The organism is Pacificimonas flava (genome assembly GCF_000342165.1).
GTDB classification, from domain to species: domain Bacteria; phylum Pseudomonadota; class Alphaproteobacteria; order Sphingomonadales; family Sphingomonadaceae; genus Pacificimonas; species Pacificimonas flava.
In genome coordinates this window covers 434,813-455,028 of record NZ_AMRV01000003.1, presented here as the reverse complement: position 1 = coordinate 455,028, position 20,216 = coordinate 434,813, and the positions used below count along the sequence as shown (strand labels likewise).

Annotated in this window: 20 protein-coding genes; 8 read left to right on the top strand and 12 right to left on the bottom strand. The window is 64.9% G+C overall.

What is annotated here, in order from left to right:
- Window positions 1–67: 67 nt before the first annotated feature.
- From C725_RS07175 to C725_RS07170, 3 genes are read right to left on the bottom strand one after another with little or no spacing between them, the layout of a single operon-like run.
- Window positions 68–1,399: a dihydrolipoyl dehydrogenase family protein gene (locus C725_RS07175; RefSeq protein WP_038282051.1), complete on the bottom strand. Its 1,332-nt coding sequence runs from the start codon at window positions 1,397–1,399 to the stop codon at window positions 68–70.
- Entirely contained in the window at window positions 1,392–1,604 is a 213-nt protein-coding gene (locus tag C725_RS16825) for a GDCCVxC domain-containing (seleno)protein (protein ID WP_078056185.1), read from the bottom strand. Before C725_RS16825 ends, C725_RS07175 begins: the two co-directional genes overlap by 8 nt.
- Window positions 1,597–1,944, bottom strand: a complete 348-nt coding sequence (locus tag C725_RS07170; RefSeq protein WP_008601425.1) for a mercuric transporter MerT family protein — start codon at window positions 1,942–1,944, stop codon at window positions 1,597–1,599. Before C725_RS07170 ends, C725_RS16825 begins: the two co-directional genes overlap by 8 nt.
- A gap of 75 nt (window positions 1,945–2,019) precedes the next feature.
- On the opposite strand from C725_RS07170, the gene C725_RS07165 reads away from it, so the two are divergent.
- Window positions 2,020–2,409 carry a MerR family transcriptional regulator gene (locus C725_RS07165; RefSeq protein WP_243442712.1) on the top strand — a complete coding sequence of 130 codons (390 nt, stop codon included), beginning with the start codon at window positions 2,020–2,022 and terminating at the stop codon, window positions 2,407–2,409.
- 413 nt (window positions 2,410–2,822) lie between these two features.
- Here the strand turns inward: C725_RS07165 and C725_RS07160 are convergent, their stop codons facing one another.
- Window positions 2,823–3,419, bottom strand: a complete 597-nt coding sequence (locus C725_RS07160) for a nitroreductase family protein (protein ID WP_038282047.1) — start codon at window positions 3,417–3,419, stop codon at window positions 2,823–2,825.
- A gap of 173 nt (window positions 3,420–3,592) precedes the next feature.
- Here C725_RS07160 and C725_RS07155 point away from each other — a divergent pair, with 173 nt between their 5' ends.
- The 5 genes from C725_RS07155 (at window position 3,593) to C725_RS07135 (ending at window position 10,003) form a co-directional block, all read left to right on the top strand.
- Window positions 3,593–5,215, top strand: a complete 1,623-nt coding sequence (locus C725_RS07155; RefSeq protein ID WP_008601419.1) for a peptide MFS transporter — start codon at window positions 3,593–3,595, stop codon at window positions 5,213–5,215.
- The gene (locus C725_RS07150) at window positions 5,208–6,638 is read left to right on the top strand and encodes an amidohydrolase (protein ID WP_008601417.1); all 1,431 of its coding nucleotides are present in this window, start codon (window positions 5,208–5,210) and stop codon (window positions 6,636–6,638) included. The genes C725_RS07155 and C725_RS07150 overlap by 8 nt, the downstream gene beginning before the upstream one ends.
- The gene (locus tag C725_RS07145) at window positions 6,635–7,942 is read left to right on the top strand and encodes an amidohydrolase family protein (protein ID WP_008601415.1); all 1,308 of its coding nucleotides are present in this window, start codon (window positions 6,635–6,637) and stop codon (window positions 7,940–7,942) included. The genes C725_RS07150 and C725_RS07145 overlap by 4 nt, the downstream gene beginning before the upstream one ends.
- Window positions 7,943–8,070: 128 nt before the next feature.
- Entirely contained in the window at window positions 8,071–9,363 is a 1,293-nt protein-coding gene (gene mltA, locus C725_RS07140; protein ID WP_008601412.1) for a murein transglycosylase A, read from the top strand.
- Window positions 9,364–9,427: 64 nt separating this feature from the next.
- Window positions 9,428–10,003, top strand: a complete 576-nt coding sequence (locus C725_RS07135) for a Smr/MutS family protein (RefSeq protein WP_008601409.1) — start codon at window positions 9,428–9,430, stop codon at window positions 10,001–10,003.
- 23 nt (window positions 10,004–10,026) lie between these two features.
- Here C725_RS07135 and C725_RS07130 read toward each other — a convergent pair whose 3' ends face one another.
- From C725_RS07130 to C725_RS07100, 7 genes are all read right to left on the bottom strand, one after another.
- Complete coding sequence (locus C725_RS07130; protein ID WP_008601407.1) at window positions 10,027–10,374, bottom strand: HesB/IscA family protein; 348 nt, start codon at window positions 10,372–10,374, stop codon at window positions 10,027–10,029.
- Window positions 10,374–10,874, bottom strand: coding sequence for an SUF system Fe-S cluster assembly protein (locus tag C725_RS07125; RefSeq protein ID WP_008601404.1), 501 nt, complete (start codon window positions 10,872–10,874; stop codon window positions 10,374–10,376). Before C725_RS07125 ends, C725_RS07130 begins: the two co-directional genes overlap by 1 nt.
- Window positions 10,871–12,064 (bottom strand): cysteine desulfurase, encoded by a 1,194-nt coding sequence (locus C725_RS07120; protein ID WP_038282238.1) that lies wholly within the window; start codon window positions 12,062–12,064, stop codon window positions 10,871–10,873. Before C725_RS07120 ends, C725_RS07125 begins: the two co-directional genes overlap by 4 nt.
- 14 nt (window positions 12,065–12,078) lie before the next feature.
- Window positions 12,079–13,188, bottom strand: a complete 1,110-nt coding sequence (locus C725_RS07115) for a SufD family Fe-S cluster assembly protein (RefSeq protein ID WP_078056184.1) — start codon at window positions 13,186–13,188, stop codon at window positions 12,079–12,081.
- Window positions 13,185–13,925: a Fe-S cluster assembly ATPase SufC gene (gene sufC / locus C725_RS07110; RefSeq protein ID WP_038282234.1), complete on the bottom strand. Its 741-nt coding sequence runs from the start codon at window positions 13,923–13,925 to the stop codon at window positions 13,185–13,187. The genes C725_RS07115 and sufC overlap by 4 nt, the downstream gene beginning before the upstream one ends.
- 114 nt (window positions 13,926–14,039) lie before the next feature.
- A complete protein-coding gene (sufB, locus tag C725_RS07105) occupies window positions 14,040–15,506 on the bottom strand; it encodes a Fe-S cluster assembly protein SufB (protein ID WP_008601397.1) in 1,467 nt (488 codons plus the stop codon).
- Window positions 15,506–15,955, bottom strand: coding sequence for an SUF system Fe-S cluster assembly regulator (locus C725_RS07100; protein WP_008601395.1), 450 nt, complete (start codon window positions 15,953–15,955; stop codon window positions 15,506–15,508). Before C725_RS07100 ends, sufB begins: the two co-directional genes overlap by 1 nt.
- A gap of 304 nt (window positions 15,956–16,259) precedes the next feature.
- Between C725_RS07100 and C725_RS07095 the strand changes: the two genes are divergently transcribed.
- Window positions 16,260–17,099: a helix-turn-helix domain-containing protein gene (locus C725_RS07095; RefSeq protein ID WP_008601394.1), complete on the top strand. Its 840-nt coding sequence runs from the start codon at window positions 16,260–16,262 to the stop codon at window positions 17,097–17,099.
- A gap of 4 nt (window positions 17,100–17,103) precedes the next feature.
- Here the strand turns inward: C725_RS07095 and C725_RS07090 are convergent, their stop codons facing one another.
- On the bottom strand, window positions 17,104–19,029 hold the full coding sequence (locus C725_RS07090) for a DUF885 domain-containing protein (protein WP_008601391.1): 1,926 nt from the start codon (window positions 19,027–19,029) through the stop codon (window positions 17,104–17,106).
- Between the two features lie 84 nt (window positions 19,030–19,113).
- Between C725_RS07090 and C725_RS07085 the strand changes: the two genes are divergently transcribed.
- Window positions 19,114–20,166, top strand: coding sequence for a quinone-dependent dihydroorotate dehydrogenase (locus tag C725_RS07085; protein WP_008601389.1), 1,053 nt, complete (start codon window positions 19,114–19,116; stop codon window positions 20,164–20,166).
- Window positions 20,167–20,216: the final 50 nt, after the last annotated feature.

The window sequence follows — 20,216 nt, the reverse complement described above, 5'->3', positions numbered from 1 at the left end:
GAATTACACCGCTGTGTGAAAGCAGTCGTTGGGTTGGAAGGAGAGAACTCCGGCGATCGGGTGCTGCTCAACCCAACATAGATCCGGCGTCGGAGGCAGCTGTAGGGTAAGCAAACATAGTCGATTTAATATCGTCCGCATTAAGCCCATGTCGGATGGCAAAGCCGAAGATATTGATCAGTTCGTCAGCGTCAGGGCCGACCAGGTGAGCCCCAAGGATGCGTCCTGTTCCAGTTTCGACCAGCACCTTGTGGCCGTAGATCTCTTCGTTCAGCCGCCTTGCCGAAAACCAACCTGGGTGCGATCCAGCATTCACCGTGAAATCCAAACCTGCCTCGTGCGCCTCGCTTTCCAGCATTCCGACCCGTGCCGCCGGCGGCTCCGTGAAAAGTGCACTGGGAACCCCACAATAGTTCGGAGCTCGGCCGCTATCTTCGAGTATGTTCTCAACAACCACTTTGGCATCATGGCTGGAGACCGGAGTCAGTGGCGGACCATTTGCAGCAGCGTCACCCGCCGCGAAGACTTTGGGGTTGCTTTGGCTGCGTAGTTGAGCGGTAAGCACCAAGCGACCCTCGTCACAGGCGACGTCTCCCGCCCCCAGCTCGAGCGAACCGATCGCAGGGACTCTTCCGGCAGCGTGCACCACCAGATCCCCTTCGATCCTGCGGTCGCCAGCATGGACGGTCAGAACGCCGCCTCTCTTCGCTACGCCGTTCACCTCGGCGTCCACGATTTCAATGCCGAGATCGTCGAAACTCGGCATGAGCCAATCGACCGTGTCAGGGTCGAAGGCTTTCAGAATGCGGCCCCGTTGGACGATTGTCACCTTTGCACCGGCGCGCGCGGCGAGATGGGCAAATTCGGCAGCAATGTAACCGCCGCCGACGAACACGATCCGGTCTGGAAGAGTGTCGAGCTCTAGGAATGCATCGCTATGAATCAGCAACAGCTCGCCTTCGATGCCAAGTGGTCGAGGCTCCGCTCCCGTCGCGATGAGCGCGTGGGAGAAACAGAGTTCCCTGCCGCCTACCGCGATCCGGTCGGGGCCAGCGAAGCGCGCCGCGCCGTGGAGGGCCTCCACGCCCTTACGCTCGTAGCGAGCTTCCTGTTTTTCAGGAACGGGGTCTGTAAAGCTGCGCTTGAATGCCTGGAGGTCGGCCCAGTCAATTGACACCGAGCCTTCAATGCCCTTCCCCTTCATTCGCCTGTATGCCGCGAGAGCTTCCTCTCCACTGACCATCATCTTTTTCGGATCGCACCCACGAAGTGCGCATGTGCCACCGTAAGGCCTATAATCGATGATCGCGCAGCGCTTCCCGGCGTCGGCCATCCGATGGACCGCGACCTGCGCAGCTGTTCCCGATCCGATAGCGACGAAATCGAAAGCCTCAGCCATTGCAGCAGTCCCCTTCCTGTATCGGAGGGCAGGGAACGGTGCCGTATGAACAGAAAACGCAGCAATCCCCTCTAAGGGGTTGCAGGCGGACTCCGCAGCCATCGCAATTGTAGAAGAACATGCACGCGTTGGTCGGCATTTCCTCATCTTTCTCGTGCCCGCATTCAGGGCAGCGCAAGCGGGAGATCAGGATCGGATCAGTCATAGAGGAAGGCACCTGTCAGCAGCGCCGCACCGATGGCAATTCCTATGGCGGTCAGCGCTCGATAGGTTGATGATCCGCATGCACTGTCCGCCGGGCATGCTCGTGCCTGCCGAAACTGCCAGAGCAAACGGAGGGTCGCAGCGAGGAGAAGAGCCGACGCGAGGGTCAGCAGCGGGACGCGATAGGGGGCCACGACCGGCGAGATGCTGCCAAGCCACGCCGAACCCACACCAACCGATGCCAGCATTAAGGGCAGTGCACAGCATGCAGCTGCCCCGAAGGCTGCAAAGACACCGCCACCCGTCGCCAATCCGTTCCACAATGTGTTGATGCCGCGCATCGATCCTCCTTTTGCAATCCTCGATTCGCGCACCTATTTACAGTCTGTAGCAACTACAGACTCAAGAGGCTGGTTTTGAAAATTGGCGAAGTGGCGAAGCGGACCGGATGCAACATCGAGACAATCCGTTATTACGAGCGGATTGGTATCATCGAGCCGCCTCCGCGAAGGGGAGCTTACCGCGACTATGATCCTCGGGACATTGAGCGCCTCCGCTTCGTCCGGCGCGCGCGCGAACTTGGGTTTTCCCTTGAAGAGGTGCGAGCATTGCTTGACTTAACACCAGGTCAGGGAGCGCATTGCGATGAAGTGCAATCGATCGCCGAACAGCACCTCGCCAACGTTCGTGCGAAGCGGGCCGACCTTGAGCGAATGGAGTACGCTCTCGCTGAATTGGTCGAGCAATGCGGCACTACGAGCAATGATAGATGCCCGGTATTGGAAAGCTTAGCCGGCGAAGGCTAATCCAGCAGATCCAAGCTACGGACCAACGTAGCGAAGGAAAATCCAGCAGATCCAAGCTACGGACCAACGTTCCATCCAACACTCACAATTGACTCAGCCTGCCAGAGCAGAAAAGCAAGCGGTCCGCTTTGGGGCACCTTGCTATGCGCGGGCTACGTCCAGAACCCGGGCATAAAGCTGACATTGATCTCGCCCAACCCGCATAGGGAGAAATTGAATTTAGAGTCCCGAAAAAGGCATCGAACCAATGCATTAGACGGCTTTTGAGGGCCTTTTGAGGGCTTTTTGGAGATGACCGAATTCCTAGCTATCTGATAAGACGTAGAAAATTATTTCGAATGTGATGCCTCTTCTGGGCACCAGGCCCACCCTTCCAGACGAAATTCGGTGACCTCGCCCGCCGGGTGAAGGGTTTATTGGGCGGCGGTGCCGTCCCAGGTGCGGACGATCTCCGTCATATCGGGACGCGGGCGTTCCTCCAGCGGTTTTCCCGGCGTGCCCATGAAGATGAAGCCGGCAATGCGTTCGCCGGGCTGCGCGAGGCGGCGGTGCACGGCATCGGAATAGGCGGCCCAGCCGGTCAGCCAGCCGCTGACATAACCGCTGGCGTTCGCCGCATTCTCCATCTGCATGGCGGCGCACGCCGCTGAGGCGATTTGTTCCTCGGCGGGAATGCTGCGCGCGGGATCCACCTTCGTAAAGACGATCACGAGTGTCGGCGCCTGCTGCGCGAACTGCGCATTCGCCTCCAGTTCCAGCCGCCCGGCACCCGGCTTTTCCTCAAGATAGGCGGCGTCGAGGACGGCGTTCAGCGCGCCGCGCCGTTCCGGTGGCACGACCATGAACCGCCACGGCGCCACCTTGCCGTGATCGGGCACCCGCGCGGCGATGGTCAGGATGCGATTCAGCTCGTTCGCGTCCGGCCCGGGGGCGATCATGTCGCGGGGCTTGCCGGAACGACGGGTTTCGAGAAAGCGAAGCGGAGAGGACAGGTCGTTGAATTGGCTCATGCCTTTCCAGATGGGTCCTCGGCCCGTCCTGCGCCAGTCCGTTTCCGGCATGCGGCGGGCTTCCCTTACAAAGTTGCGGCGGCTAGTGTCCGGCGCATTCAAATGGGGGGCCGCGCGTCCGGGAGGGGCGGCATCTCCCTTGTTATATGCGTTCTGAGGGGAATAGCCGCTTTATGGCAAACATCAACGCCGCAGCGCCAGAGGGCCTGCCGTCCACGGACAGCGCCGGGACGTTTCTGGGCCATCCAAAGGGCCTCTTCATCCTGTTCTTCGCCGAGATGTGGGAGCGTTTCTCCTACTATGGCATGCGGGCGCTGCTGATCTTCTATCTGGTGCAGCATTGGCTGTTCACCGACGGCGAGGCGTCCGTCATCTACGGTGCCTATACCGCGCTCGTTTACATCACGCCGGTCGTCGGGGGCTATCTTGCCGACCGTTATCTGGGACAGCGCAAGGCGGTCGCCTACGGCGCCGTTCTCCTCACCCTCGGTCATTTCGTCATGGCGCTGGAGGGCAGTCCGGAGGCGGGCCATACGAACAATCCGATGATTTACGTCTTCTGGCTCGCGCTGGCGCTCATTATCGTCGGTACCGGCTTTCTGAAGGCGAACATTTCGGTCATCGTCGGCCAGCTCTACACGCGCACCGACATCCGCCGCGATCCGGCCTATACGATCTTCTACATGGGCATCAATTCGGGTGCGGCGCTCGGCTCGCTCCTGTGCGGCTATCTCGGCCAGTCCTATGGCTGGTCCTATGGCTTTGGCGCGGCCGGCGTCGGCATGCTGCTTGGCCTCATCGTCTTCAGCTGGGGCAAGCCCTTCCTGCTCGGACGCGGCGAGCCCAAGGATCCGGCCGCGCTGAAGCGTCCGATCGCCGGCATCAACCTGGAATGGTGGACCTATGCCGCCGGCCTCGGCATGGTCGCGATCTGCTGGCTCGCCATCCAGTTCCAGGAGCTGGTCGGCGCCGTTCTCGGCATCTTCGGCGGCCTTCTCGTCCTTTACGTTCTGTTCATCGCGGTGACGCGCCTGCCGCGAGAAGAACGGGACCGCATCTTCGCGGCCATGTTCCTGATCCTGACCTCGATCGTCTTCTGGGCGCTGTTCGAGCAGGCGGGCTCGTCCCTTAACCTGTTCACCGACCGTCATGTCGACACCGGCGGCGTTCCGGCGTCCATGTTCCAGTCGATCAACGCGATCTATATCGTCCTCCTGGCGCCGGTCTTCGCCGGACTGTGGACGATGCTGGCGAAACGCGGGGCGGAGCCGTCGACGCCGTTCAAGTTCGGCCTGGGCGTCATCCAGGTCGGTCTCGGCTTTCTGGTGCTGGTGTACGGGGCGGAGGCCGTCGGGGTCGACAACCCGACGCCGGTCATCCTGATCTTCCTCATCTACCTGCTTCACACGATGGGCGAGCTTTGCCTGTCGCCGGTGGGCCTCAGCGCCATGAACCGGCTGGCGCCCGTTCACATGGCATCGCTGATCATGGGCACGTGGTTCTTTGCCTCCGCTACGGGCAATTTCGCCGCGGGCCTGATCGCCTCCGCCACCGGCGCGGAAGGCGTTGGCGAGGAAGCAGGCAAGGAGGTCGTGCTGGGCGTCTATCAGACCGTGGGCATCTACGCCGTCATCATCGGCGTGGCCGTCCTGGTGGTCTCGCCGCTCGTCAAGCGCCTGATGCATCTGGACACCCTGGCCGACGACGTCGACCACAGCCTCGCCGGAGAAAGCGAACTGGCAGAGAACCAGGCCGCCGGCATTCACACCGAAAGGGAGCAGAAACCCATTGCGTAATTTCCTAGCCGCGGCGGCGGCGCTGGCGCTTGGCGCCTGTGCCACCGCCAGTGCGGATTCGCCGCGTACCGCCAGTGATTCGAGCGCGTCCAGCGAGTCCGTGCCGACCATCGACCGCAACCCCTATCCGTCGACCTACCGCCCCTATGGCTCGGTGCCGACGCTGATCACCAACGCCAATATCTACGATGGCGCCGGGAACGCCCTCATGGGCGGTCAGGTGCTGATGCAGGATGGCAAGATCGCCGCCATCGGCCAGAGTGTGGATGCACCCGCCGATGCGACGCGGATCGACGCGGCTGGCAAGTGGGTGACGCCGGGCGTGATCGATGTGCACTCGCATCTGGGCAATTATGCCTCCCCCGGTGTCGCGGCCCTGTCCGACGGCAATGAGATCAGCGGCCCGGTTACGGCCGAGGTGCATGCGGAGCATGGCATCTGGGCGCAGGACCCGGGCTTCCTGCGCGCGCTGGCAGCCGGCGTTACCACGCTCCATGTGCTGCCGGGGTCTGCCAATCTGTTCGGCGGGCGCGGCGTCACGCTGCGGAACGTCCCCTCGACCACCGTGCAGGGCATGAAGTTTCCCGGCGCGAAATACAGCCTGAAAATGGCATGCGGCGAGAATCCGAAGCGCGTCTACGGCAGTCGCGGCCGCATGCCGTCCAGCCGGATGGGCAACTTCGCGCTCTACCGGATGACCTGGCAGAAGGCGGTCGAATATGACCGGAAGTGGGACCGCTGGGACGAGAAGGTCGAGGACGGCACGGCAAAGGCAAAGGACATGCCGACGCGCGATCTGCAGATGGACACGCTGCGCGGCGTTCTGGACGGGGACATTCTGCTGGAGCAGCATTGCTACCGCGCCGACGAAATGGCCTTCATCCTCGATATGGCGAAGGAGTTCGGCTATCATGTTGCCGCGTTCCACCACGCGGTCGAGGCCTACAAGATCGCGCCCATGCTGGCGGAGGCGAACACCTGCGCGGCCATGTGGGCCGACTGGTGGGGCTTCAAGATGGAAAGCTATGATGGCATCGGCGAGAACATCCCGTTCGTCGAGGCGGCCGGCGGCTGCGCCATCACCCATTCCGACGACGATCTGGGCATTCAGCGCCTGAATCAGGAAACCGCGAAGGCCATGGCCGACGGCAATCGCGCCGGCCTTAGCATTCAACCGGAAACCGCCTGGACGTGGATCGGCGAGAATGCGGCGAAGGCCATCGGCCTGGAAGACGAGATCGGCAGCCTGGAGGTCGGCAAGCGCGCCGACGTCGTCCTGTGGAACGGCGAGCCGCTCAGCGTCTATGCCCGTCCCGAACAGGTGTGGATCGACGGTGCGCTGATGTTCGACGTAAACCGCCCCGAATTGCGGCCGGTCAGCGATTTCGAGCTCGGCCAGCCGGGTGAAGGAGACGTGAAATGAAGCGCTTTCTTGCAGGACTGACGCTGGGTGCTGCGGCGCTTGCTGCCATGCCGGCGGCGGCGCAGAACATCGCCATCACCAATGCGAAGATTGCGGCCGGTACAGGCGCGGCGCCCGTTGAGGGCACCGTCATTGTTCGGAACGGGCGCATCGCCTCCGTCGGCGCGGGCGCCGCGCCCGCCGGCATGGAGGTGCTGGACGCGGAAGGCGCATGGGTAACCCCGGGCCTGGTCGCGCCCTATTCGCAGCTCGGGATCGTCGAGATCGGCGGCGTGTCCCAAACGAACGATACGGAGGCCGAGGACAGCCCCTACAGCGCGTCGCTGGACGTGGCCCTGGCGGTGAACCCGAATTCGACCGGGATCGCCGTGAGCCGGCTGGAGGGGTTGACCCGTGCTGCGACCGCCCCCTCACCGTCCAATGACCTGTTCGGCGGTCAGGGCGCAGTCATCGAGTTGAAGGCGAACGACCCTGACCTGGTCGTGAAGCCGCGCGCGTTTCAGATGATCGCGCTCGGCGAAGCGGGCGCGCGCTATGCCGGTGGTGGCCGTCTGGCGGTCTTCACGCGGCTGAAGGACGCCTTCGGTGAGGCCCAGGCCTTTGCGCGCAACCCGAACGGCTATGATTTCGGCCGCAGCGAGGATTCGCTGCTCACCCGCTCCGATGCCGAAGCGCTTGTCGACGTCATCGAGGGACGCACGCCGGCGATGATCAGCGTCGACCGGGCCAGCGACATTCGCGCGGCGCTGACGCTGAAGGAGGATTATCCGCGGATGCGCATGATCCTTCTCGGCGCGGCGGAAGGCTGGCTGGTCGCAGACGAGATCGCGGCTGCCGGCGTTCCGGTCATCACGACGCCGATGCAGAACCTGCCCTCGCGCTTCGAATCGATTGCCTCCACCCAGTCGAACGCGGGCCGGCTCGTGGCGGCGGGCGTTCAGGTCGCGCTGTCCGATATCGGCAATTCCACCGTCAGCCCCCGGCTGGCGCAGGAGGCGGGGCAGACCGTCGCGCAGGGCCGCATCCCCGGCGCGGCCGGCCTGACGCACGAGCAGGCCCTGGCGGCGATCACCAGCGTGCCGGCGGACATCCTGGGGCTCGAGGCCGGCCGGCTGATCGCCGGGGCCGCGGGCGACGTGGTCGTCTGGGACGGGGATCCGCTGGAAACGCGCTCGGCCCCGACCGCTGTCTTCATCGACGGCGTGCGCCAGCCCATGACAAGCCGGCAGACCGAGCTTCGCGACCGCTACAACCCGGCGGCGGCGGATACGAACCTGCCGCCGCAATACAGCCGCTCCCGCTAGTTCGGGACCGGCCATGGTGCGGTGATCCGCTGCCTGCATGCGAGGGGGCGTGCAGGCAGCGGATTCACGGCGCTTTCCCTTTCCCCTAGACGCGGGGAGTATTCCCGCCAGTCAAAGGATCGCCCCCATTGCGCCATAAACACCGTTCGGCCGTCTTTCTGCTTCTCGCCGCATCTCTGACTGCATGTGTTCCGGCGGTGCGTCAGCCGATCCCCGGTTCCCCATCGGATATGGCTACGCCGGCGCCGTCCGCGCCGAGCGAGCCGCCCCCGCCCCTGGAACCGGACGAGCCGGAAACCGCGCGCGAGGCGGGTGTGCGGACCGCATCCTTCAGCGCGATGCCCGGCTGGCGCGAGATCAACGTCGCCGATGCCTTCGCGGCATTTCAAAAGAGCTGCTACGCGGTCACGCGCCGGTCGGATCCCAGTCGCCTCGCAATTTCCGACGATTGGCTGGTCCCGTGCGAGGCTGCGAAGCAGGCCGGGGCCGCGGCCGATCCGCGCCGTTTCTTCGAAACGAACTTCACGCCTGTCATCGTCAGCGGCGGAAACGCCTTCGTGACGGGTTACTACGAGCCGGAGATCGCCGGATGCCGGGTCAAGTCGCCCGATTGCGCAGTGCCGATCTACGGTCGCCCGGATGATCTGGTGAAGGCGGAGCAGCCCGACCCCGAAAATCCCGGCGCGACGAAGCCGATGACCGGCCGCCTGGACGAGAACGGCAATTTCACGCTCTATCACGACCGCGCCGCCATCGACGCCGGAGCGCTTGCCGGCCGCGGCCTCGAGATCGCCTATGCCAAGGACTATATCGAGCTCTTCTTTCTGCAGATTCAGGGCTCGGGCCGCCTGCGCCTGCCGGACGGCGGCGTCATGCGCATCGGCTATGACGGGCAGAATGCGCGCGAGTATGTCGGTATCGGGCGCCGTTTGCGCGACATGAACGCTCTCGCACCCGGCGAAGCGTCCATGCAGGGCATCATGCGCTGGCTGCGCGCCAATCCCGATCGCGGGCGCGCGCTGATGCTCGAAAACAAGAGCTATATCTTCTTCAAGGAGTTGACGGGCGAGGGGCCGATCGGCGCCATGGGCGCGCCGGTCACGCCGGAGGTGTCGCTGGCGGCGGACCCGCGGTTCGTCACCTTGGGTGCGCCGGTTTTCCTGACGACGCGCTACATGGACGAAAGCGGCCGTTTTCAGCCGTTTTCGAAGCTGATGGTGGCGCAGGATACGGGCGGCGCCATCAAGGGCGCGAACCGGTTCGACCTGTTCTGGGGCGCCGGCGAGCGCGCGCGAACCATCGCCGGGGGCCTGTCGTCGGAGGGGACGGCCTATATCCTGCTGCCGAACGCGGCCGCCGCGAAGCTGATGCGCGACATGCCGCTGGCGGCGCTGGATCGGCAGGGCAAGGCCGCGCTATAGTGCGCGCGGGGCGCCGGCCGGATCCCGGCGCCGCACGCTCACTATGCCGGGAGAGACGCGAGATGTGCTGCCAGTCCGGGTCTTCGCCAGTCTCGAACGGTGCGGTGCGCTGATGGTCCGGCGCGCAAAGCCCCTGACGCCGGCCGACGCGGCGCTGTGGCATCAGCTTGCGCAGACGGTCCGTCCGCTCGACCGCAGCGGCGATGCCGCGCCGCCTTCTCCGCCCAAACTGCGCGTCAGCGTCCGCGATACCGTGCCCGCAGCGCCCGACATGAACGCCGACCTGGCGGCGCGCCCGGTCAGCGGCGCCTCGCTGGACGGCGGTTGGGACAAGCGGCTGCGCAAAGGGGCCGTGCGCCCGCAGCGGACAGTCGATCTGCACGGACTGACGCAGGCGGCCGCGCACGATGCGCTCGTGTCGGCGGTCCAGAACGCCTATGCCGACGGTCTGCGCACGCTGCTTGTCATTACGGGAAAGCCGCGCGGCCCGGACGAGGCACCCCGCGGCATCCTTTCGCAGCGTTTTCCGATATGGTGCGAGGGGGCGGACCTGCGGCCCTATATCGCCGCGCTCAGGCCGGCGAGCCAGCGGCATGGCGGCAGCGGCGCCAGCTACGTCATTCTGCGCCGCCAGCGATAGGGGGGCGGCGACCGGTTTGCGGCCTAGACCGTAAAGCTTTCGCCGCAGCCGCACACACCCTTGGCGTTGGGGTTTTCGAAGACGAAACCAGAAACGAAATCGTCCTCTTTCCAGTCCATGCGGCTGCCGATCAGGTAAAGAAGCGAGGGGCCATCGACGAACAGCGGGCCGGCGGGCGTTTCGATCCGCTCGTCGGTCGCTTCCGGCGCGTCGACATAGTCGATGGAATAGGCAAGGCCGGAACAGCCGCGCCGCGGTGTCGACAGGCGCACGCCCGCCGTTCCCTGCGGCGCGTCCTTCATCAGTGCGGCAATGCGCGCCTCGGCATTGTCGCTGAGCGTGATCGGGGCGGGGCGTTCGCGTGTGGCCATCAGAGCATTCCCAGTTCGAGCTTCGCTTCGTCGGACATCTTGTTCGGATCCCAGGGCGGATCGAACACCAGATTCACCTCCGCACTTCCCACCCCGGGAACGGATCCGGTGCGGATCTCCACCTCGGCCGGCATGGATTCGGCCACCGGGCAGTTCGGCGTCGTCAACGTCATGGTCACGACGGCATGGTCGTCGTCAATGTCGATGCCGTAGATCAGGCCGAGGTCGTAGATGTTCACCGGGATTTCCGGATCGTAGATCTCCCGCAGGGTCTCGACGATCTGTTCGTAGAGTTCGCCGCCCGGCGCGCCGCGAACGGGCGTGTTCGGCTGGGCGTTCAGGAAGCCGTCCAGATAATCCTTGTTGCGCCCACCTTCCGGCTCCTGCCGGTCCTCCGGCCCGGAGAAAAAGGCACTCGCCTCCCGGTCGGTGGAGCTCAAATCCTCCGTCGGTGCGCCCAGATCGGGGGCGACGGGACGCGGTCTCGTATCGTCGGTCATCCGAAAATCCTCTGGACCCGTTCCAGGCCCTTCACCAGTTTCTCGACGTCCGCCGCGCCCGAATAGATGCCGAAGCTGGCGCGGGCGGTGGCGGGAACGTCCAGGGTCATCATCAGCGGCTGACAGCAATGGTGTCCGGCCCGGATGGCGACCTGTTCCTCGTCCAATATGGTGGCGATATCGTGCGGGTGAACCCCCTCCATGGTAAAGGAGACGATGCCGCTGCCGTCTTCGGGGCCATAGAGGGTCAGCGAATTGATGCCGCGCAGCGCATCGCGCGTTTCGGCCGCAAGCGCACGCTCGTGCGCATCGATCCAGTCGAGGCCGATCCCCGCGACATAATCCATCGCCGCGTGCAGGCCGACCGCGCCTACGATATGCGGGGTTCCCGCCTCGAACCGGGCGGGGGGCGGGGCATAGGTGGACTGTTCGAACGTCACGGTTTCGATCATCGAGCCGCCACCCTGATAAGGCGGCATCTCCGCAAGAATCTCGCCGCGCGCCCAGAGCACGCCGATTCCTGTCGGTCCGTACAGCTTGTGCCCGGAAAAGACGTAGAAGTCCGCGCCGAGCGCGTCCACGTCGACAGGCAGGCGCGGCGCGGCCTGACACCCGTCGACCAGCAGCTTCGCACCGACGGCATGGGCCGCTCTTGCCGCGCGGGGAATGTCGGCCACGGCTCCGGTGACATTGGAGACGTGATTGAGCGCGACAATCCTGTGCCGCTCGTCCAGCATCGATTCCAGCGCATCTATATCGATGCCCTGCGCCGGTGTCAGGGGAACGACGTCGATTGCCGCGCCCGTCCGTTCGGCGATCAGCTGCCAGGGAACGATGTTCGAATGATGCTCGAGCGCGGATAGAACAATGCGGTCGCCCGGCTTCAGATTGGCGCCGCCCCAACTCGCCGCCACCAGATTGATGCCTTCGGTGGCGCCGCGTACGAAAACGATCTCGTCCGCGCTGCCGGCACCGATGAAGCGCGCGGCCCGTGCACGCGCGGCCTCGTAGCGTTCCGTCATCGTTGCGCTGCGTGCATAGACGCCGCGGTGCACCGTGGCATATTCCTCGCCATAGGCACGCGCGACCGCGTCGATGACCGCTGCCGGCTTCTGCGCCGTGGCGGCGGAATCGAGGTAGGACCAGCCAGGCGCCAGGCCGGAAAAGTCCGCGCGGTGGTCACGCGTCACAGGCGCTTCCGCGTTCACCGCACGCGCTCCAGCAGACGGCGCGCATCCTCGCCCAGGGCGGCGCGAAGATCGGCATTCTCAACGGCCTCGAATGCGTCGGCAACGAAGGCTTCGGTCAGCAGCTGGCGGGCGCGTTCCGGTGGCAGGCCGCGGCTTTCCATGTAGAACAGGGCGCGCTTGTCGAGTTCGCCGACCGTCGCGCCGTGTGCACACTTCACATCGTCGGCGAAGATTTCCAGTTCCGGCTTCGCATTGGCCGTGGCCGTGCGGTCGAGAAGAATGGCCTTCACGTCCTCGTTCGCGTCCGTCTGCCGCGCGCCGCGCGCAACCTCGATGCGTCCGGCAAAGCTCGCCTGCGCCCTGCCGGCCACGACGCTGCGCCAGGTCTGGCCGCTGCTGCCGCCGACGCCCTGATGGCGGATACGACCGACGATGTCGAAATGCTGCCGAGCGCCCGCGACCATCGTGCCGTCGACCTGCGCATGGGCGCGGTCGCCGAGCACGAAATCATACTCGCTGCGTACCGCGGCCGCCGCACCGATCAGGCTGACGGATCCGTAATGCGCGTCCGCTGCCAGGTGGCCGTTCACCGTTTCCGTCCACGCCCCCGCATCCTGCAGGATGCGCACCGCGCGTCGCAGCCGGCCGCGCTCCGCGACCGACGCGGACAGCGCCAGATTGACCCAGCTTTCGCCGCCGCCCGCATAGGTTTCGACGACGCGGGCTGTCTCCCCCGCCGCCACCACGTATTGAAGGTCGAGATGCGCCTGTCCGCCCGTTGCGATATGGACGATCTGCACACGCTGGCCGCTGCCGCTCAGGGAAATCTTGTGCAGACTATGCTGCGCAGCAATTTCCGCCAAAGGACCGTTCCCAGCATCATGTGCTACGCCCTTTTCAACCCGGACCGGGCCGGGCCGGCTGGCGGCTTCGACATATTTTCCATCGACGAAAAGCAGGACCGGGCCCTCGATCCCGTCGATCAGGTAGGGCGTCGCGTCCGGCGCGGCGTCGTTGGCGGGGCTGGCGGACAGGGCCGCCTCCGCCGCACTCAGATCGGTCCAGCGCCAATCCTCGTGCCGGCGCGGCAGGTTCAGTTCGTCGAGGCGTTGAGGCAAGGTCAAGCTGCGATCCCCACATAGCCCTCGCGTTCAAGCTCCGCCGCCAGTTCCGGCCCGCCCGTGCGCGTGATGCGGCCGTCCTGCAGCACGTGCACCTTGTCCGGCTTCACATAATCGAGAAGACGCTGATAGTGCGTGATGAGCAGGAAGCTGCGATCCGGCGAACGCATGCGGTTGATGCCGTCGGCAACGACGCGCAGCGCGTCGATGTCGAGGCCGGAATCGGTCTCGTCGAGCAAGGCGAGGCGCGGCTTCAGAACCGCCATCTGGATCATTTCGTTGCGCTTCTTCTCGCCGCCGGAAAAGCCGACATTCACGCCGCGCTTCATGTGATCCATGCTCAGGTCGAAGGCCTCCGCCTCCTTCCGCGTCTCGCGCAGGAAATCGGCGGCGGAAATCTCATCTTCGCCGCGCAGCTTGCGCTGGGCGTTGAGAGCGGTGCGCAGGAAGTTGACGTTCGATACGCCGGGGATCTCGACGGGATATTGCAGACCCAGAAACAGGCCCGCGGCGGCGCGTTCATGCGCCTCCATGGAAAGGAGGTCTTCCCCGTCCAGCGTGACGCTGCCCGCCGTCGCCTCATAGCCGTCTCGGCCCGAAAGGACGTAGGACAGGGTGGATTTGCCGGATCCGTTCGGACCCATGATGGCGTGAACCTCGCCCGCGGGCAGGTCGAGGCTGAGCCCCTTGATGATTTCGGTGCCCTCGACACCCGCGTGAAGGTCTTCGATCTTTAGCATTTCAAATCCTCGTCGTTCCGGTCCGTGCCGGACATCATGTTCTGCCGCGGTCCGCCGCTGCGCGCGGCGCATGCCGAGCAATTCGAAGCGGCGTCCTTGCGAAACGCCGCGAATTTATCCGACCGCGCCCTCCAGGCTGATGCCGAGCAGCTTCTGTGCCTCGACGGCAAATTCCATGGGCAGCTGCTGCAGCACCTCGCGCGCGAAGCCGTTGACGATCAGCGCCACCGCCTCTTCCTCATCCAGACCCCGGCTCATCGCATAGAAAAGCTGATCGTCGCTGATCTTGGACGTGGTCGCCTCATGTTCGATCTGCGCGGACGGATTTTTCACCTCGATGTAGGGGACGGTGTGCGCGCCGCACTTGTCCCCCAGCAGCAGGCTGTCGCACTGCGTGAAGTTCCGGACATTCTCGGCGGAGGGGCCGACCCGCACCAGGCCGCGATAGGTATTGTCGCTGCGGCCGGCGGAAATGCCCTTCGAAATGATCGTCGAGCGCGTGTTCTTGCCCAGGTGGATCATCTTCGTGCCGGTGTCGGCCTGCTGCGCATTGTTGGTCAGCGCGACGGAATAGAACTCCCCGACACTGTCCTCGCCTGCCAGCACGCAGCTTGGATATTTCCAGGTGACGGCGCTGCCGGTTTCCACCTGCGTCCAGGAAATCTTCGAGCGCGCGCCGCGGCAATGCCCCCGCTTCGTCACGAAATTGTAGATGCCGCCCATGCCGTTCTCGTCGCCCGGATACCAGTTCTGGACCGTGGAATATTTGATTTCCGCATCGTCGAGCGCGACCAGTTCCACGACGGCGGCATGAAGCTGGTTCTCGTCGCGCTGCGGCGCGGTGCACCCCTCCAGATAGCTGACATAGCTGCCCTTGTCCGCGACGATCAGCGTGCGTTCGAACTGGCCGGTATTCTCCGCGTTGATGCGGAAATAGGTGCTCAGCTCCATGGGGCAGCGTACGCCCTCAGGAATGTAGACGAACGTGCCGTCGGAAAAGACCGCGCTGTTGAGGGTGGCGAAGAAATTGTCGCGCTGCGGCACGACCGCGCCCAGCCACTTCCTGACCAGCTCCGGATGCTCGCGAATGGCCTCCGAAATCGACATGAAGATGACGCCGGCCTTGGTCAGTTCCTCCCGGAACGTAGTGGCGACGGAGACCGAATCGAACACAGCGTCGACGGCGACCTTGCGGGCACCCTCCACATTGGCGAGCACCTTCTGCTCCTCGATCGGAATGCCGAGCTTCTCATAGGTCTCGCGGATCGCCGGATCGAGATCGTCGAGACTTTCCAGCGTCGGCTTCTTCTTCGGCTCGGCGTAATAATAGGCGTCCTGGTAGTCGATCGGCGGAACGTTCAGCTTTGACCAGTCGGGATGCTCCATCGTCTGCCAAAGGCGAAACGCCTTCAGGCGCCAGTCCAGCATCCACTCCGGCTCGCCCTTCTTCATGGAAATGTAGCGGACGGTGTTCTCGTCCAGCCCCTTGGGCGACAGTTCGGATTCGACGTCAGAGGTGAAGCCCCATTTGTACTTGGAGCTCTCCTCGGCAAGGGCGAGGGCTTCGGCGTTGGCGGCCATCAGGCCATCTCCTTCTCGTGTACGGACGCGCCGCCGGCAGCGACGGGTGCGCGTTGCATCAGTTCGGCAAGCGTGACGTCCGACAATGCGGCGCGGACGCGTGCGTTGATCAATGTCCAGTGCGGCTTCACGCTGCAATTCGCCCCCACGATGCAGTCTTCGGCGCCTTCGTGCAGGCATTGCGTCAAACCGATCGGGCCGTCCACCGCCTCTATGATTTCGGTCAGGCGAATGGCTTGCGGCCGGCGCGCCAGATGCACCCCGCCGCCGGCGCCGCGCACGGATGCGAGCAGTCCCGCACGCGTCAGAAGGCCGGCCAGCTTTTGCGCGGTCGGCGCGGGAATGCCGCTCTTCTGGCCGAGGTCGGCCGCGTTCAGCCGGTCCCCGCTACGCGCAAGGGCGACCATCGCGACGACGGCATAATCGGCAAGGTTGCTGAGGCGAATCATCTAATCATACTCAATCGGTCCGATTTATATGGGCGCGGCGACATGCCCTTCAAGCGGGGCATGTCGGATTCCTACAATTCCGACTCGCTCGCCCGCGCTAGGAGGCGTCCATTCTACCTCGGGCCTGTCAGCGGACAGGGATTGGGCGGCCCCGAAAATCCCGTCCGGTCATGGGCTCGAACTTGCACGGTCCGGCTTCCCTTGGCCGGGCCGTGCATATCTTCCTCCGCCCCATTCGAATCGTGCCTGCATTTCCAACCTGTGCTATGCTTGCGCCAAGCATTGCGGCCGGAAGGGGACCGGTATGATCGAGATGCATTTTTATCTGCCGGCCCGGGATCTGCGGGCTTACCTGTCCAGCTATTACGTGCTCGAATACGATCTGCTGCGGCTCGACGACATCATTCAGGCGGAACAGTCGAACATCCGGTTCGGGCTGGCGGGGCAGTACCGGATGAGCGTTGCGGACCGGTCCGGTCTTTACGACGGCGCGGTTCTGTTCGGCCACCGCACGCGCCCGCTGATCATGACCGCATTCGGCCCCGGGAAGGTCCTGGGGGCCGGGCTCCTGCCGCTCGGCTTCGAAACCATGTTCGGCATGTCGGCGGACGAAATGGCCGACCGCATCACGCCGCTGCCGGATCTTGTCGGCAGGCCCGCAGAGGATGCGGTCGACTGCATGCGCGGCGCGCGAAGCGATGCGGAGCTGACAGGCTGTGCCGACATGCTGTTCCGGCGGCTGGCCGTCAGACCGGCACGCGGCGCACGCTTTCAGGCGGCCGCCGAGCGCTGGCTGACAATGTCGGAGGCGCCGCAGGTCGACGATCTTGTGGCGGCCTGCGACATGTCCGCCCGCCAGACCGAGCGCCTTTGCCATCAGTATTTCGGTACCAGTCCGAAGACGCTTTCGCGCAAGAGCCGTGTCCTGCGCGCGGCCATGCGCCTGCGCCTGAACCCCGGGATGCGGTGGGTCGATGCGGCAGGCGAGGCGTTTTACGATCAGTCGCACTTCATTCGCGAGTTCAGCGCCTTCACCGGGATGACCCCGGCCCGCTACGCCGCGACCAAATCGGATCTGATGGAGCAGAGCTTTCGGCGGCGGAACGAGCACAGGCTGATTCCGCCGCTTTCGCTGCTGAGCTGACGCGCTAGCCCTGCGCCGCCTGTTCCTCGATCCAGGCGTTCATGTTGCTTTCCAGAATATCGAGCGGGACAGGGCCGGAACCCAGCACCGCGTCGTGGAAGCCGCGCCAGTCGAAACGGTCGCCCAGCCGGTCCATGGCCCGCTGGCGCAGTTCCATGATCTTCAGCTTGCCGACCATGTAAGCGGTCGCCTGGCCGGGATAGACGATGTAGCGTTCGATGGCCTTTTCGATGTCGCCATCGGGATTGGGCGTATTTTCCTTCAGATACTGGATCGCCTCTTCCCGGCTCCATTTCTTGGAATGGATGCCGGTGTCGACCACGAGACGGCAGGCGCGCCACAGTTCCATGCCCAGCCGGCCGAAGTCGCTGTAGGGATCCTGGTAGAAGCCCATGTCCTTGCCCAGTTCCTCGGCATAGAGGCCCCACCCCTCCGTATAGGCGGTGAAGCCGCCGAAACGGCGGAAGGGCGGCAGGTCCTGCTGCTCCACCTGCAATGCGCGCTGCATGTGGTGGCCAGGAATGCCCTCATGATAGACAAGGGCCTCCAGCTCCGTCTTCGACATGTCGCGCAGATTGTAGAGGTTCACATAATAGGTGCCGGGGCGCGATCCGTCGGGCGCCGGCGCGTTGTAGAACGCCTTGCCAGCCGATTTCTCGCGGAACGCCTCAACCGGCTTGATGCGCAGGTCCGCCTTGGGAAGTCGGCCGAAATATTCCGGCAGCTTCGCCCTCATCGCGTCGACCTTCTGCTGCGCGGCCGCCAAATAGGCCTCCCGCGTATCGTAGAACATCGCCGGGTCGGAGCGCAGCCTTTCGAAGAATTCCTGCAGCGTCCCCTCGAACCCGACCCGCTTCATGATGGCGCGCATCTCGTTGTGGATGCGTTCGACATTCTGCAGGCCGAGCTGGTGCACCTGATCGGCGGTCATGTCGGTCGTGGTGTAATAGCCCAGGCGCTCGGCATAATAGGCGGCGCCGTCGCTGAATCGGTGCACGCCGTCGACGGTGGGGGCATTGGCCTGCTGCTGCTCGATAGCGGCGCGCAGGCGCTCATAGGCCGGCCCAACCTGCTCCAGAAGGGCGGTGCGCCCGGCGGCGAGGATCTGGTCCTTCTCGGCCTGATCGATGCCGAGCGCGTTCACCTTCTCCGTCAGGTCCGCCATCAGCGCGGTCGGCTCCCCGTCCGTGAAGGGGGCGCCGGACAAGAGATTGTCGATATCGCTGAGGACGTAGGGGTAGACCCAGTCCGGCGGCTGCACGCCGTTCTGGGCGCGGATGTTCGCCTCCTCGATCAGCGTGTCGAACACCTCGTCCATACCCTCCAGCCGGGAAACATACGCCCGTGCCTCGTCGGCGTTCGTGACCTTGTGAATGTTGATCAGGAAGGCGGGAAGATCCGAATGCGCGCCGTTCATCTGGTCGAAGACGTAGGAATTGCGGCGGAAGGGGAATGCCTTGGCGCGCCGCGCCATCATCGATTCGAACAGGTCGTAGGACAGGCGCGAGTCATCCGACAGCTGCGCATCGGCGAAGGTCGCGCGCATCCGCTCGAGGAACGCCATGTCCTCGGCATAGTCGCGCTGCTCCGCCGCGTCCGAATATTCACCCCAGCGGCCATAATCCTCATCGATGATGCCGCGATAGGCCTTGGTCGTCGGCGAGCGTTCCAGCACGGCCTCGTTGTACGTCTCGAAGAACGCCGCAAGCCGCGCATCGGCATTTGTGGCGGCGGCGGACTGGCCGGCGGCGGCGGGCTGTGTCGCAGTCTGCGTTGCGGCGGCCGCCGGTGCAGGAGCCGGCGCCGGTGCAGGAGCCGCCGCGTCGTTCGCACGAATCTGCGCGGCGACATCGGCAGGATCGGCCGCGTTGGAGCCGGCGCAGGCAGGCAGCACTGCACAGGCGGCGAGCAGGATGATCTTGCGGTTCATGTCCGTAATGTTCCCCCATCTTCTGGATCGTGTTGTTCGCGCCGGACCGTAGAAGCGCCCGCCGCTTTTGACTAGGGCGGGCCCATGTCCATGTTCTTTCCCCTGATGCGCCCCCTTCTGTTCCGCCTGGATGCAGAGCGCGTCCACGGCATGACCGTCGCGGCGCTGAAGCGGGCGCCGACAGGGCCGGTGCCCGCGTCCGATCCCGTGCTGCGCAGCGATGTCGCCGGTCTGACCTTTGCCAATCCGGTGGGTCTTGCCGCGGGGTTCGACAAGAATGCGGAGGTCCCCGCCGCCATGCTGGGCCTCGGTTTCGGCTTCGTCGAGGTGGGCACGCTGACGCCGCGCCCGCAGTCCGGCAACCCCCGCCCCCGCATTTTTCGCCTGCCGAAAGACCGGGCTGTCATCAATCGCCTCGGCTTCAACAATGGCGGACTGGACCGGGCGCTTGCCCGTCTGTCCCGGCGTCAGCCTGGAACCGGGGCGGGGATGCTGGGAATCAATGTCGGGGCGAACAAGGATTCGGAGGATCGCATCGCCGACTATGAGGTGGGCGTTCGGCGGGCCGCACCCCTTGCGGATTATCTGACGGTGAACATCTCGTCTCCCAACACGCCGGGCCTGCGCGCCCTGCAATCGAAGGACGCGCTGGCGGAACTGCTGGAACGCAGCCTTGCCGCCCGGGGCGGCCGGGCCATACCGCTGTTCGTGAAGGTCGCGCCGGACCTCAGCGACAGCGATGTTGCCGACATTGCGGAGGTGGCGCTCGCGAGCGGCGTCAGCGGCCTCATCTGCTCGAACACGACGATCGCGCGGCCGGACGCGCTTCGATCCGATCGCCGCGCCGAGGAGGGTGGGCTGAGCGGCCGACCATTGAAGGCGCGCGCGCTGGACCGCCTGATCGCTTTCCGCCAGGCGACCGGCGGGCGGCTGCCGCTGATCGGCGTCGGCGGCATCGAGACCGCCGAGGACGCTTATGCTCGGATCCGGGCCGGCGCCTCGCTGGTGCAGCTTTACACCGCTCTGGTCTATGAGGGGCCGCGCCTGCCGCGCAGGCTGGCGGCAGGTCTTGCAAAGCATGTGAAGGCGGACGGTTTCGCCTCGGTGGCGGAGGCTGTCGGCGCGGATGCGCGGTAGGTGCCCCCGCGCCCCTTCCTCCTCGCCATTGCTCCGCTTCGCCCGGCGGC